Annotated in this window: 10 protein-coding genes; 1 reads left to right on the forward strand and 9 read right to left on the reverse strand. The window is 65.5% G+C overall.

Going from position 1 to position 13,793, the window contains the following annotated elements; genetic code table 11:
- Nucleotides 1-168: 168 nt before the first annotated feature.
- The 5 genes from IVB12_RS00750 to IVB12_RS00770 are packed head-to-tail and all read right to left on the reverse strand — an operon-like array spanning nucleotide 169 to nucleotide 7,044.
- Nucleotides 169-1,152, reverse strand: coding sequence for a cation diffusion facilitator family transporter (locus IVB12_RS00750; RefSeq protein WP_247294647.1), 984 nt, complete (start codon nucleotides 1,150-1,152; stop codon nucleotides 169-171).
- Between the two features lie 2 nt (nucleotides 1,153-1,154).
- Nucleotides 1,155-4,373 (reverse strand): CusA/CzcA family heavy metal efflux RND transporter, encoded by a 3,219-nt coding sequence (locus IVB12_RS00755; RefSeq protein ID WP_247294649.1) that lies wholly within the window; start codon nucleotides 4,371-4,373, stop codon nucleotides 1,155-1,157.
- Nucleotides 4,366-5,343, reverse strand: coding sequence for a divalent metal ion exporter adaptor subunit IhpB (ihpB, locus tag IVB12_RS00760; protein WP_247294651.1), 978 nt, complete (start codon nucleotides 5,341-5,343; stop codon nucleotides 4,366-4,368). The genes IVB12_RS00755 and ihpB overlap by 8 nt, the downstream gene beginning before the upstream one ends.
- Nucleotides 5,340-6,614: a divalent metal ion exporter subunit IhpA gene (gene ihpA / locus IVB12_RS00765; RefSeq protein WP_247294653.1), complete on the reverse strand. Its 1,275-nt coding sequence runs from the start codon at nucleotides 6,612-6,614 to the stop codon at nucleotides 5,340-5,342. The genes ihpB and ihpA overlap by 4 nt, the downstream gene beginning before the upstream one ends.
- 55 nt (nucleotides 6,615-6,669) lie before the next feature.
- Nucleotides 6,670-7,044 carry a hypothetical protein gene (locus IVB12_RS00770; RefSeq protein WP_247294654.1) on the reverse strand — a complete coding sequence of 125 codons (375 nt, stop codon included), beginning with the start codon at nucleotides 7,042-7,044 and terminating at the stop codon, nucleotides 6,670-6,672.
- 133 nt (nucleotides 7,045-7,177) lie between these two features.
- On the opposite strand from IVB12_RS00770, the gene IVB12_RS00775 reads away from it, so the two are divergent.
- Nucleotides 7,178-7,807 (forward strand): cation transporter, encoded by a 630-nt coding sequence (locus IVB12_RS00775; protein ID WP_247294834.1) that lies wholly within the window; start codon nucleotides 7,178-7,180, stop codon nucleotides 7,805-7,807.
- Between the two features lie 43 nt (nucleotides 7,808-7,850).
- Here IVB12_RS00775 and IVB12_RS00780 read toward each other — a convergent pair whose 3' ends face one another.
- From IVB12_RS00780 to IVB12_RS00795, 4 genes are all read right to left on the reverse strand, one after another.
- A complete protein-coding gene (locus IVB12_RS00780) occupies nucleotides 7,851-8,564 on the reverse strand; it encodes a cytochrome c family protein (RefSeq protein WP_247294655.1) in 714 nt (237 codons plus the stop codon).
- Nucleotides 8,565-8,703: 139 nt separating this feature from the next.
- Nucleotides 8,704-11,889 (reverse strand): CusA/CzcA family heavy metal efflux RND transporter, encoded by a 3,186-nt coding sequence (locus tag IVB12_RS00785; RefSeq protein ID WP_247294658.1) that lies wholly within the window; start codon nucleotides 11,887-11,889, stop codon nucleotides 8,704-8,706.
- Nucleotides 11,886-13,325, reverse strand: a complete 1,440-nt coding sequence (locus tag IVB12_RS00790) for an efflux RND transporter periplasmic adaptor subunit (protein ID WP_247294661.1) — start codon at nucleotides 13,323-13,325, stop codon at nucleotides 11,886-11,888. The genes IVB12_RS00785 and IVB12_RS00790 overlap by 4 nt, the downstream gene beginning before the upstream one ends.
- Nucleotides 13,322-13,720 (reverse strand): FixH family protein, encoded by a 399-nt coding sequence (locus IVB12_RS00795; protein ID WP_247294663.1) that lies wholly within the window; start codon nucleotides 13,718-13,720, stop codon nucleotides 13,322-13,324. Before IVB12_RS00795 ends, IVB12_RS00790 begins: the two co-directional genes overlap by 4 nt.
- Nucleotides 13,721-13,793 lie beyond the last annotated feature (73 nt).

The following is a 13,793-nucleotide window of genomic DNA, read 5'->3' on the forward strand; positions in this document are numbered from 1 at the left end:
GGATGATCGAGCAACATCGTCGTCTCCAGGTTGAATGGATGCAACCTCAGTCTGGCCTCAGACTTGGTCGCTATCCACCCCCATGGAATCTTCGTCGCATCAGCGCAAAATTGCTACGCGATTTTGTCGCGTGCTCCTCGCAACGACGGGTGGATGAGGCGTGAGATCCTACACCACATCGTCCGGCGCCAGGGCGCAGCCGTTGTCAAGATGCGTCTCGACCTGAAGCGTGGTGTGGCCGATGCGGAATGAGGTCTTGAGCAATTGCGCGGTCTCCATCAGGAATGCATCGCCTGTGCTGCCGGCGGGCATGACGAGGTGGCAGGTCAGCGCCGTCTCGGTGGTCGAGATCGGCCAGACGTGGAGATCGTGGATCGCGGAGACGCCCGGCCGCGCCAGCAGGAACGCCCTGATCGCGGCGAGGTCGGTGCTCTTGGGCGCTGCCGCCATTGACATGTCGATGGAGCCGCGCAACAGGCTGGTCGTGCTCCAGAGGATGATGGCGCAGATGACGAGGCTGGTTAAAGGATCGAGCCAGAGCCAGCCGGTCCACATGATCAGCGCCGCCGAGACGACGACGCCGAGCGAGACGGCGGCATCCGCCGCCATGTGCAGATAGGCGCCTTCGATGTTGATATCGTCTTTGCGTCCGCGTGCGAACAGCATGGCGGTAAAACCGTTGATGAGGATGCCGATACCTGCCACCACCATTACGGTCACGCCGGCGACCGGCTCCGGCTCGCGCAAACGCAAAATCGCCTCCCAGCCGATCGCATCGGTTGCGACCAGCAGGAACGCCGCATTCGCCAGCGCGGCCAGGATGGTGGAGGCGCGCAGGCCGTAGGTGAAGCGGCCGCTCGGCGCGCGTCGCGCTGCAATCGACGCACCCCAGGCCACGACCAGGCCGAGCACGTCGGAAAGGTTATGCCCGGCATCCGCGAGCAGGGCGGTGGAGTTGCCGATATAGCCATACACGGCTTCGGCCACGACCAGCGCGATGTTCAGCGAAATGCCGATCGCGAGCGCCTTGCCGAAGCTGGTCGGGGCATGCACATGCGCGTGGCCAAGACCATGAGCATGATCGTGATCATGATCGTGCGGATGGCCGCCATGACCATGATGGTGATGTCCGTGATAGTCGGGGCCGGCCATCTCTAGCGCTCCCCGGACGCTGCCAAATCAGGCGCCATTGTAGGCGCTTCGCGCACCTCGTCACGGCGGAACAGCACGTAGAGCGCCGGCAGCACCAGCAGCGTCAGCACCGTCGAGGAGATGATGCCGCCGATCACCACGGTCGCGAGCGGCCGCTGCACCTCGGCGCCGGCGCCGGTCGCGAGCGCCATGGGCACGAAACCGAGGGAGGCAACGAGGGCCGTCATCAGCACCGGGCGCAGCCGCGTCAGCGCGCCCGCGCGCACGGCATCGACGACGGATCGCCCCTCGCTGCGCAGCCGCTCGATGAAGGCGATGATGACGAGCCCGTTGAGCACGGCGACGCCGGACAGCGCGATGAAGCCGACACCGGCGCTGATCGACAGCGGGATGTCGCGCAGCAGCAGCGCAGCGACGCCGCCGGTCAGCGCCAGCGGCACGCCGGAGAACACCAGTGCCGCATCCGCAGCCGATCCCATCCCCATGAACAGCAGCAGGAACACGAGCAGCAGCGCTACCGGCACCACGATCGTCAGCCGCTTGGTCGCGGAGACCAGTTGCTCGAACTGCCCGCCCCAGCCGATGAAGTAGCCCGGCGGCAGCTTGACCTTCTCAGCCACCGCCGCTTCGGCCTCGGCGACGAAGGAGCCGAGGTCGCGCGCGCGGACATTGGCGGTGACGACGATGCGCCGCTTGCCATTTTCGCGGCTGATCTGGTTGGGGCCGGGCGTCGCATCGACGGTGGCGACCGATGACAGCGGCACATACCGCATCTGGGCGAGGGGAGAGGCGGCCAGCGCGGTTCGCACGGCCGTGCCGGAACTGGCCTCTTCACCGGGCGGCAGCGGGATCGGGATAGCCCTGATCGCCTCGAGATTGCCACGCAGATGCTCCGGCAGGCGCACCACGATGTCGAAACGGCGGTCGCCCTCGAACAGTTTGCCGGCCGACTTGCCGCCCACTGCGATCTCGACGATACCCTGCACCTCACTGATGCTGAGGCCATAGCGGGCGAGCGCCTGGCGGTCGAGCCGGACGGTGAGGATCGGCAGGCCCGCAACCTGTTCGATCTTGACGTCGCTGGCGCCGCGGATGCCGCGGATCGCTGCCTCGACTCGTTTTGCCGTGCCTTGCAGGATGTCGAGGTCATCGCCGAAGATCTTGACGCCGACGTCGCTGCGCACGCCGGAGATCAACTCGTTGACACGGAACTGGATCGGCTGGGAGATCTCATAGGCGCTGCCGGGAATCTCGTTGGCGGCATGGTCGATGGCTTCGATCACCTCCGACTTCGGCTTGTTCGGATCGGGCCATTCGGCGCGCGGCTTCAGCATGACGTAGCCGTCGGTCTGCGCCGGCGACATCGCGTCGGTGGCGATCTCGGCGGTGCCGATACGGGTGAAGAACTCCTTCACCTCCGGAATCTGCTTGATGCGTTTCTCCAACGCCTTCTGAAGCTCAAGTGACTGCGTGAGATTGGTCCCGGGAATCCGGATCGAGGCCAGGGCGACGTCGCCTTCGTCCAGACTCGGAATGAACTCGCCACCCATCCGCGCGGCAGCGATGCCGCTTGCGACCACGATGAGCGCGGTCATGATTGCGACGGCGAGCCGGTTGTCGATGGCAAACCGGAGCAGGGGAAGATAGGCGCGCTTCGCCGCCCGCATGAACAGGTTCTCGTGCTCGGATACCTTTCCGGTGACGAAGATGGCAACCGCCGCCGGCACGAAGGTGATGGAGAACAGCACGGCAGCGCCGAGCGCCATCAGCACGGTCAGCGCCATCGGCGTGAACATCTTGCCTTCGACGCCGGTCAGCGTCAGCACGGGGAGGTACACCACCGCGATGATGAGGGTTCCGAACAGGCTCGGCTTGATCACCTCGCTCGACCCGCGCAGGATCGCACGCAGCCGCTCCGAGGTCGTCAGCAGCCCGCCTTTCTCGCGCTGGGCCGCGGCCAGCATGCGCAAGCAGTTCTCGACGATGATCACCGCGCCGTCGACGATGATGCCGAAGTCGATCGCGCCGAGACTCATCAGGTTGGCGCTGACCTTGGTCTCGACCATGCCGGTAATGGTCATGGCCATGGACAGCGGAATGACGCAGGCGGTGACCAGCGCTGCGCGGATGTTTCCGAGGATCAGGAACAACACGGCCACCACCAGCGCCGCGCCTTCCAGCAGATTGTTCCGGACCGTGCGGATGGTGGCTTCGACCAGATCGGTGCGGTCGTAGACGGTCCGCGTCACGACGCCTTCGGGCAGCGACTTGGCGATGTCCTCGAGGCGGGCTGCGACGCGGCGCGCCACGGTCCGGCTGTTCTCCCCTATCAGCAACATCGCGGTGCCGAGCACGGTTTCCTCGCCGGCCCGCGTCGCCGCGCCTGTGCGCAGATCGCGGCCTTCCGTCACCGTCGCGACATCCCTGATCCTGACGGGATTGCCGCCGCGCGAGCCGATGACGATGTCCTGGATCTCGTTGATATTGCCGACCTGGCCCGGGGAGCGAACCAGGTATTGCTCGCCGTTGCGCTCGATATAGCCGGCGCCCACATTGGCGTTGTTGGCGGCGAGCGCCGTCATGACGTCGCGAAAGCCGAGCCGGTACGCCATTAGCTTGCCGGGGTCCGGCAGCACGTGGAACTGCCGCTCGAACCCGCCGATGGTGTTGACTTCGATCACGCCCGGCACGTTGCGAAGCTGCGGCCGGATGATCCAGTCCTGCACGGTGCGCAGATCAGTCAGCGAATAGTCGTGGCCGCCTTGCGTCTTGGCGCCCGCCTTGACCTCGACGGTATACATGAAGATTTCGCCGAGCCCGGTCGAGACCGGGCCCATCGCGACCTCGACGCCGGCCGGAAGCTGGTCCTTCACCTGCTGGATGCGTTCGCCGACGAGCTGGCGGGCGAAGTAGATGTCGGTGCCGTCCTTGAAGACGACCGTCACCTGGCTCAGGCCATAGCGCGACAGCGAGCGGGTGTAATCCAGCTTCGGCAGGCCGCCCATCGCGGTCTCGACCGGGAAGGTGATGCGCTGCTCGGTCTCCAGTGGCGAATAGCCGGTCGCGCGGGTGTTGATCTGGACCTGGACGTTGGTGATGTCAGGCACGGCGTCGATCGGCAGGTGCTGGAAATTCCAGACGCCGAAGGCGAGGGCGCCGAGCGCCAGGAGCAGAACCAGCCAGCGTTGATGAACTGAGGCGGCGATGAGACGCTCAGTCATGCTCGGCCTCACCCTTGCCCATCTCCGCCTTCACGACGAAGCTGTTCTCCGCGACGTAATGCTCGCCGGCCGTAAGGCCCGCCTTGATCTCGACATGGCGCGGATCGGCATCCCCAAGCTCCACCGGCCGCGCCTCGATCTTGTCGCCGTCCTCGCGGACGAACACGATGGTCCGGTTCTCCAGCGTCTGGATCGCGCTGCGGCGCACCGCGACCGCGACGTTGCGCGCGGCGAGGATCAGCCGCGCCGTGACGAACAGGCCGGGACGCAGGCGCCCGTCCGAATTTGGCAGCACGACGCGGGCCAGCGCGGTCTGGGTTTCGCTCGAGCCGATCGGCGCCATGTAGGAGATCGTGCCCTTGATCTCGCCGCGGCCATCGTCGGGATCGATCAGCACCTCGTCATTGAGGCGGACGCGCCGCAGGTCCTGCCGGTAGATCGACAGGTCGACCCAGATGGTGGAGAGATCGGCGAGGACGAAGGCCGGCTTTTGTTCGGAGGCGTATTCGCCGAGCGAGATCTGGCGCTCGATGATGGTGCCCGCGATCGGTGCTTTCAGCTCGTAGACGGTGAGGCTCTGGTTGCTCTCGATCGCGGCGAGCAGATCGTCCTTGGCGACCTTGTCGCCAATGCGCTTCAGGATCGATTTGGCGATCCCCGGAAAGCGCGGCGTCACCTGCACCACGGCTTCCTGATTGGCGCGCAGGATGCCGTTGAAGGCGAGCGTGTCGGTCAGGGTCGCGCTCGCGGCCTCCGCCAGCACCACGCCGGCGGCGGCGAGCTTGACGTCGGAGATGCGGATGCGCTCGGCGCCGTGCTCGTCCTGCTCGACATGGTCGTTCGGTTTCTCCGGCTTCTTCTCCGCGGCATGCTCGGCTGGCGAGAGCCTGGCCGGCGCGAGCATGGAATAAGCGTAGGCGCCGAGCGCGGCGGCAACGAGGGCGACGACAAGGGTGGAGGACGTCTTCATCGTGCGCTCTCCCGCGCCAGCGTGAAGGGATTGCCGACGAGGCCTTCGATGGTCGCAACGCCTGCATGGAAATTCTGCAGCGCCTCCTGCTCCCGCAGCCGCGCCTGGGCGACGCTCGCTTGGGCGTCCAGCACTTCAAGCAAGGTGAAGCGGCCCTGGCCGTAACCTTGCGAGATCGCCTCGGACGCTTCGAGGGCCTTGGGGATCGCCGTCTCGCGCAGGACCGCGAGCTCGCGCAGTGAGCCCTGGAGCGAGTCATAGGCGCGGCCGGCGATCACGATCAGCATGTTGCGGTTGGCCTCGCGCTCGGCTTTGGTCTTGGCGAGGCTGTCCTGGGCGGAGAGGATGTTGCCCTGGTTCTGGTCGAACACGGGAATCGGCACCGAGACGGTGAAGCGCACGGCATCGTCATTGGTTTCGTTGTAATGGCGCCAGCCGGCTGCGATCCGCACGTCGGGATAGGGCTTGAGCCGTGCCAGCAGCAGCTCGGCATTGCGCTGGGCATAGACGGCGGTCCAGCGCACCAGTTGCGGATTGGCATCGATGGCGGCGACCACCGACTGGAACGTCGGCGGCCGACCGGTGGTGTCGAGCCGGCCGGAGGCCTCGCCGAATTTCGCGGCGGGATCTCCCATCAGCACCGCCAGCTCGCGCCGGGCGCTGGCCAGCGTCGCCTTGAAGCGCTCGCGGTCGGCTTTCACCAGGGCGGAGGCGACTTCGGCGCGGCCGGTCTCGGCCGGCGAGGAGGCACCGGCCTCGACGCGGCGGTGCAGCAGCGGCGTCAGGCGATCGATCGCGGCGATCTGCTCGTCGAGGATCTGGATGCGCCGCTGCGCGCCGAGCACGCTGAGGAAGGCGATCGCGGTCTCGGACAGCAGCTCCAGCCTGACGGCCTTGCGCTGGATCGCGGCGACCTCGATGCCGGCTGCGCCGGCGGCAATCCGCGCTTCCCGTTTGCCGAACAGCTCGAAAGCCTGGCTGATTTGCAGCGTAGTCTCGGCCGACCGCGTCCCGCGATATTTGCCAGAGCCGAGTGAATCGTCCTGCTCATAGGACAGCTCCGGATTGAGCAGCGCGCCCGCCTGGATGCGCTGGCCCGTGGCAATGCCAACGTCGCGCTCAGCTGCCGTCAGGCGCGGGCTCGCCTCCAGCGCGCGCGACAGGGCGCTCCGCATCGTCAAAGTCTGGGCGTAAGCCGGTGCAAGCGCCAATCCGGCGATGAGACATGCCGCCGCGCACGCGAGGCGCGCGGCCATAGCCCTGCAAAACATGAAGCCGACCTGTGAAGGATGAACCTAATGGGCGCGGGGCGCCCGACCAATCCGTTCAGGCAATGTGTTTGGGAGGCGGCGAGTCGGTATCGGGAGTAATTCCGGCGAGCCGGGGTCCACGCTGCGGGCGCGATGCAGACACGAGCGCGACCGATGCGGCGGACAGCGCCGGCTGCGCCACCGTCACCGAGAAGCAGCCATGGCAATGGTGTCCGCCGATCACCTTGTGGTCGCCGTGGCCTGCGGAGCCATCGAGAATCGAAGCGATTTCCGAGCCGCCGGACGGGCTGGTCACATCGATGTCATGAGTGCCGTGGAGGGCGCCGGACAGCAGGTACATGATCGTGACAAACACAGCCACGAGCCCACGCCAATTGCGCGTGTGCCTGAGTCTGAGGGGCCGGCGGTTCAAGATCACGAATTTACTCATCTTGTCGATCAGGCTGGCCTACCACAGCGATGGGAACAGTGTCGACCCGCAACAATGTTACGTATGGGGAACTTGATCTCGCGGAGCGGGCCCCGTGATTGTCCGGCGCGTGCAACCGCTCTATACTGTGAGCATGGCTGATGCATGCTGCTCACCGCCGCCGCTCAATTTCGATCGCCATCGCGACAACAAGGCGTATCGTCGCGTGCTTTGGGCTGTGCTCGCCATCAATGCCGTCATGTTCCTGGCCGAGATCGGCGCGGGCCTTGCTGCGGGATCGGCGTCGCTCCAGGCTGACGCGCTCGATTTTCTTGGAGACGCCGCGAACTACGCCATCAGCCTTCTGGTGGTCGGCATGGCGCTGCGCTATCGTGCCGCCGCAGCGCTCGCAAAGGCGCTGACGATGGGTGCCTTTGGCCTGTGGGTCGTCGGCACGGTGGTCTGGCACGCAGCCCATGGCACGCTGCCGAACGCTTTCACCATGGGGATGGTTGGCGTCGCGGCGCTTGCCGCGAACGTCGCCTCCTTCGGGCTGCTGTGGGCCCATCGCAAGGGCGACTCCAATATGCGCTCCGCTTGGATATGCACCCGCAATGACGTGCTCGGAAATATCGCCGTGTTGTCGGCCGCCCTCGGCGTGTTCGGGACCGGTGCGGGCTGGCCCGATATCATCGTGGCCGCAATCATGGCCGGCCTCGCGCTTCAGGGAGCGGTTGTCGTGGTACGGCACTCCCGCATGGAGCTGAAGGTTGCTCCGGCCTAATAACAAAACCTTGGTGGCGGCCAGATGGCGACCAGCCACGAACTCAGCAGTGATCTTCTATCGCTTTGGAGATTTCGTTCGGCGCGGCGAAAATCACGTCCGCCCGGTCACCCATCATGCCGGCCGATACGATAGCAGGCGCGCCGCTCTGCGGCCCGTCTTCGCTGGAATCTGTTTTCAGCCGCAGATTGCGTTCCCAGAAGGGGCGCGTCTTGCCGTCGGCCGTTGTCACCCGATAGGTGTCCCGACAGTGGGTAATGCCGGTGACGCGCTGCGCGGGATTCAGCTTCTTCAGATTGGGGGCGCGGCCGCTACCCATCATCCCTCCCATCATGCCACTCCCATTCATGCGGTTTTCGGCCGTTCGCTCCGGCGCGGCCCCCGGCCTGGTGGACTCTTTAAGGAACGCCAACAGATCCGCGCGAACGCGTGAGTCCTTGATACCCTCGAACGGCATCTCGTTATCAGGCACCATGCGCGCAGGATCGGTTAACCAGGCGTCCAGCGAGCGGTCATCCCAAATGATCCCGGAGGCTTTGAGCGCGTCGGAGTAGCGCTCGAAACTCGGCAAGCTTGCGGCCTTCCTCCCCCAGAGATTTGCAAGACTTGGCCCCGTCATGTTGCGGTCGGGCTCGAGCGAGTGACATGCCGCACAGACGCGAAAATCGCGTTCGCCCCGAGCCACGCTGTCCTGCTGCGCGCCGGCCGGCGACGAGACAAGGACGGCCGCGAATGCCACGAAGAGAAGGCGATCCATGTTCAATCTCCCCGATTTGAGAAGAAGAGATACTAGATCAGCGCTGCCGCCCCGAGCGCGAGCACGACGATGACCAGAACCGCGATCAGCCCCATGCCGCCCATCATTCCCGACATCGTGTCCTGCATCATGGCTCACCTCATTCGGCTGGCTCCTGGATTCGCGACTTTGCAACGGTCGCCTTCGATTTTCCCGGAGGTTCTGGTTTGCCCGCAGAAGGCAAATGGAAGCCCTTCACGATGCCGAAGATCGCGGGGATCACGATCAACGTCAGCAGGGTCGAGGAGATCATGCCGCCGATCATGGGCACAGCTATGCGCTGCATGATCTCCGAGCCGGTGCCGGTGCTCCACATGATCGGCAGCAGGCCGGCCATGATCGCGACCACCGTCATCATCTTCGGGCGGACGCGCTCGACGGCGCCCTCCATGATGGCCTCGCGAAGGTCTATCCGGCTCAATGTCCAACCCTCGGCGGCGCGGCGCTCCTTGATCTCCGCAAGCGCTTGATTGAGGTAGATCAGCATCACCACGCCGGTCTCGGCGGCTACGCCGGCGAGCGCGATGAAGCCCACGGCCACGGCGACGGAGAGGTTGAACCCGAGCCACCACATCAGCCAGAGCCCGCCGACCAGCGCGAATGGCAGCGACAGCATCACGATCATTGTGTCCATGACCGACCGGAAATTGAGGTACAGCAACAGGAAGATGATGAGGAGCGTGGCCGGCACGACGATTTTCAGACGGGCCATGGCCCGCTCGAGATATTCGTACTGGCCGCTCCAAACCACGTAGTAGCCGGGCGGAAACTGGATGCTGGCCTGGACGACGCGCTGCGCCTCCGCGACGTAGCCGCCGAGATCGCGGTCGCGGATGTCGACGTAGATGTAAGTGGCGAGCTGTGCGTTCTCCGTCCGGATCGATGTCGGGCCGCGCGCGAGTTGGACGGTCGCGACTTCCGCGAGCGGGACGGCGCCGCCGGCCGGCATGGGAACGAGGATGTCGCTTGCGATCTTCTTCGGATTGTCCCGAAGGTCGCGGGGATAGCGCATATTGACCGTGAAGCGCTGCCGGCCCTCGACGGTGGTCGTGATCGCCTGACCGCCGAGTGCGGTCGCGATGGTGTCCTGGACGTCCTGGACCATGATCCCGTAACGCGCCAGCGCCGAGCGATCGGGCGCGATTTCCAGATAGTAGCCGCCGATGCTCCGCTCAGCGTAGGCGGACGAAGTCCCCGGCACCGCCCGCAGCACCTGCTCAATCTGCTTCGCGAGCTTGTCGATCTCGACGAGCTCGGTGCCGATGACCTTGACGCCGACGGGCGTCCGGATGCCGGTCGAGAGCATGTCGATGCGCGCCTTAACAGGCATGGTCCACGCGTTCGACACGCCTGGGAATTGCAGCGCCTTGTCCATTTCGGCGATCAGCCCGTCGATGGTGAGGCCTGGCCGCCACTGTCCCTTCGGCTTCAGGTTGACCACGGTCTCGAACATCTCGGTCGGCGCCGGGTCGGTCGACGTGGACGCGCGCCCCGCCTTGCCGTAGACGGACGCCACTTCCGGAAACGACTTGATGATGCGATCCTGCGTCTGCATCAGTTCGGCCGCCTTGGTGACCGAGATGCCGGGCAGCGTCGTCGGCATGTAGAGCAGCGTGCCCTCGTTGAGATTCGGCATGAATTCGGTTCCGAGCTGGCGCGCCGGCCAAATCGTCACCGTGAGCACGGCGAGCGCGAGCAGAATAACCAATGTCTTTGCGCGCAGCACGCCCTTGATGACCGGTCGGTAGATCCAGATCAGGAAGCGGTTGATCGGATTCCTGTGCTCCGGAACGATCCGCCCGCGGACGAAGATCACCATCAGCGCCGGGACCAATGTCACCGAGAGCAGCGCCGCCGCGGCCATCGCAAAGGTCTTGGTGAAGGCGAGCGGGCTGAACAGCCGTCCCTCTTGCGATTCCAGCGTGAAGATCGGCATGAACGACACGGTGATGATGAGCAGGCTGAAGAACAGCGCCGGCCCGACCTCGGAGGCGGAATCGATCAGGATCGCGATCCGCGAGCGGCCGGGCTCGGCGCGCTCCAGGTGCTTGTGGGCGTTCTCGATCATGACGATGGCGGCATCGACCATGGCACCGATTGCGATCGCAATGCCGCCGAGACTCATGATGTTGGAGCCAATTCCGAGCAGCTTCATGGCACCAAAGGCCATCAGAACGCCCACGGGAAGCATCAGGATCGCGACGAGCGCGCTGCGGACGTGCAGCAGGAACACGATGCAAACCAGCGCGACGACGGCGCTTTCTTCGACCAGCGTGTGCTTGAGCGTGTCGATGGCGGCATAGATCAGGTTCGACCGGTCATAGACCGGCACGATCTCGACTGATTTGGGCAGGCTGGTTGCGATCTCCCTGAAGCGCTTCTTGACGTTCTCGATGACGTCGAGCGCGTTCATGCCGAAGCGCTGGAGGACGATGCCACTGGCGACTTCCCCCTCGCCGTTGAGTTCGGTGATGCCGCGCCGCTCGTCCGGTCCCAGTTCGACCCTGGAGACGTCCCGTAGCAGCACCGGCGTGCCCTTGTCGGTCTTGAGGACGATGTTGCCGAGATCGTCGATACTCTTCAGGTAACCCTTTCCGCGGATGACGTACTCGAACTCCGACAGCTCGACGGTACGCCCGCCGACGTCGGTATTGCTGGCACGGATCGCGTCCCGGATCTTCTGCATCGTGATGCCGAGATCGCGCATCCGCTGCGCGTCGAGGACGACGTTGTACTGCTTGACGAAGCCGCCGACGCTCGCAACCTCCGCGACGCCCTCGGCCTTGGCGAGCGCGAATTTGAGATTCCAGTCCTGGATGGTGCGCGTGTCCGCGAGGTTCAGTTCCTTGGACATCACGGCGTACTGGTAGACCCAGCCGACGCCGGTTGCGTCCGGACCGATGGTCGGCGTCACTCCTGCCGGCAGCCGTGAGGTGGCGGCGTTGAGGAATTCGAGGACCCGCGAGCGGGCCCAGTAGATGTCGGTGCCGTCCTCGAAGATCACGTAGACGAAGGAAACACCGAAGAAGGAGAAGCCGCGTACGACCTTGGATTTCGGCACCGTGAGCATGGCGGTGGCCAATGGATAAGTGACCTGGTCCTCGATCACCTGCGGCGCCTGCCCCGAATACTCGGTATAGACGATGACCTGCGTGTCGGAGAGGTCTGGAATCGCGTCCAGCGGCAGATGGACGAGCGCGTAGATTCCGGCGGCAGCCGCGAAGCCGGTGCCGAACAGCACCAGCAGCAGGTTGCGCGCCGACCAGGCGATCACGCGGGCGATCATGGGCGCGCTCCCATCGTGCCTGCCGCTGGGGCGGGTTGCGCACCCTCGGGCGCGGCAAACCCCTTCAGCGCGGCCTTCAGGTTGCTCTCGGCGTCGATCAGGAAATTGGCCGAGGTGACGACGGCCTCGCCCTCCGACACGCCCTGGGTAACTTCGACGAGTCCGCCGCCGCGACGGCCGAGCTTCACTTCATGCGGCTCGAAGCGGCCCTCCCCCTTGTCGACCAGGACGGCCTGGCGGCTTCCGCTGTCGAGCACGGCGCTCTCCGCCACCGCCAGCACCGGTCCCGGCGTGCCGGCCTCGATCTCGGCATCGACATACATCTCGGGCCGCAGCACTTCGTCGGGATTGGGCACCTCGATCCGGATTCGCGCGGTGCGCGTCGCGGCGTTGAGATGGGGATAGATCAGCGCCACCGTCCCGGCGAAGCTCTGGCCGGCGAGCGCCCGCGGCCGGATGGTCACCTTCGTGCCGACGGCGACCTGCGGCAGATCGCGCTCCGCCACATCGATGAGCACCCAGAGCAGGCGGTGGTCGGCGATCCTGAACAGCACGTCCCCGGGCCCCGCGCGCATGCCGGGCACGACGTTGCGCTCGAGGATCTCGCCGTCCTGCGGCGCGAGCCACGGAATCGAGAGTGAGATTTCCCGGGTGCGTTCGAGCTCCTTGACGGCGGGCTCCGGCGTGGCGAGATTCTCCAGCCGCCGCCGCGCACCCTTCAGCTCCTTGCCGGTGGCGCCGGCATTGATCGCGGAGAGATATTCCGCGGCGGCGCTCGACAGCGCCGGGCTGTACACGTTCAGCAGCGGTTGCCCCTTGTGAACGTGATCGCCGGTCGTGACGTTGGCGACGCTCTCGACGAAACCCTCGAAGCGCAGCGCGACCACCGAAACGCGTCGCTCGTCCTCCTGGACGGTCCCTGGCGCGCGGATCAGGGTCGTGACGGGCCGCCTCACGACCGGCTCGGACTTGGCGCCCGTGCGCTGAATCTTGCCGGGCGACAGCTTCACCGAACCGTCGTCGCTGTCCTCGCCTTCGTAGACGGGAATGTAATCCATCCCCATCGAGTCCTTCTTCGGCACTGGCGAGGTGTCCGGCAGGCCCATCGGGTTGCGGTAGTATTTGATCTTGCGATCGCCCTTGGCGTCAGCAGTTACAACCCTGGGCGATTCGTCGGGCTCGTCGAAGCTGATGTCCTCGTTCGCCCGCACGGCACGATAGCCGCGGCCGTCGGCCGTCTTCTTCGGGGTGAGCGAGTAGAACGGCCTGCCGTCCGGATCCCGGAAATAGATCGGTGCGCCCGTGTCCGCCGCATGCGCGGCGAAAGTCAGCGAGCTTGACTCCGAATGAGGCTGCATGGCGCGGCCGCCAATCAGCGCGACAGCGGCCGCCGCGAAAATCGCAGCGGCACGGCCAGTAACGGCGAGCCGGGTCATTTCTCGGCCGTGACGACGAGCTTGTTTTCGACCGTGCCGGTCTCGCCCTGCACCTTGGCGCCCAGCGAGAGCTGCCAACGTCCGGCCATGCTGAAATTGGCCTTGAAGCGATAGGTCCCGGGTTCGGTGCCCGGCAGCGGCGTGAGCTTAGTGACCATCTCCTGCATGCCGTCAGGCGCCATGTCGAGCCGAGTGGCGAAGATCACCGCATCGGGTATCGCCTTGCCGCTGGTCTTGTCGACCAGCCGCACGGTTACGATGCGATCGGCCCCGGTCTTGATGGTCGGTTGAACCAGTTGGAATTCGTAGTTCTTGATCTCGGCGTGAGCGCTCCCCGTGAGCACAGCACCGATCAGCGCGGCCAGAGCGGTGCGCGCGAGCTTGGGCGTCGTCATGATTTATAGTTCCTCGATGGGTCTGATGGAGCCGCCGGAGCTGCACGCGGCGAGCCGGGATGCAGCCAAGCGG

The sequence above is a fragment of the Bradyrhizobium sp. 179 genome (assembly GCF_023073535.1).
In the GTDB taxonomy this organism is placed as follows: domain Bacteria; phylum Pseudomonadota; class Alphaproteobacteria; order Rhizobiales; family Xanthobacteraceae; genus Bradyrhizobium.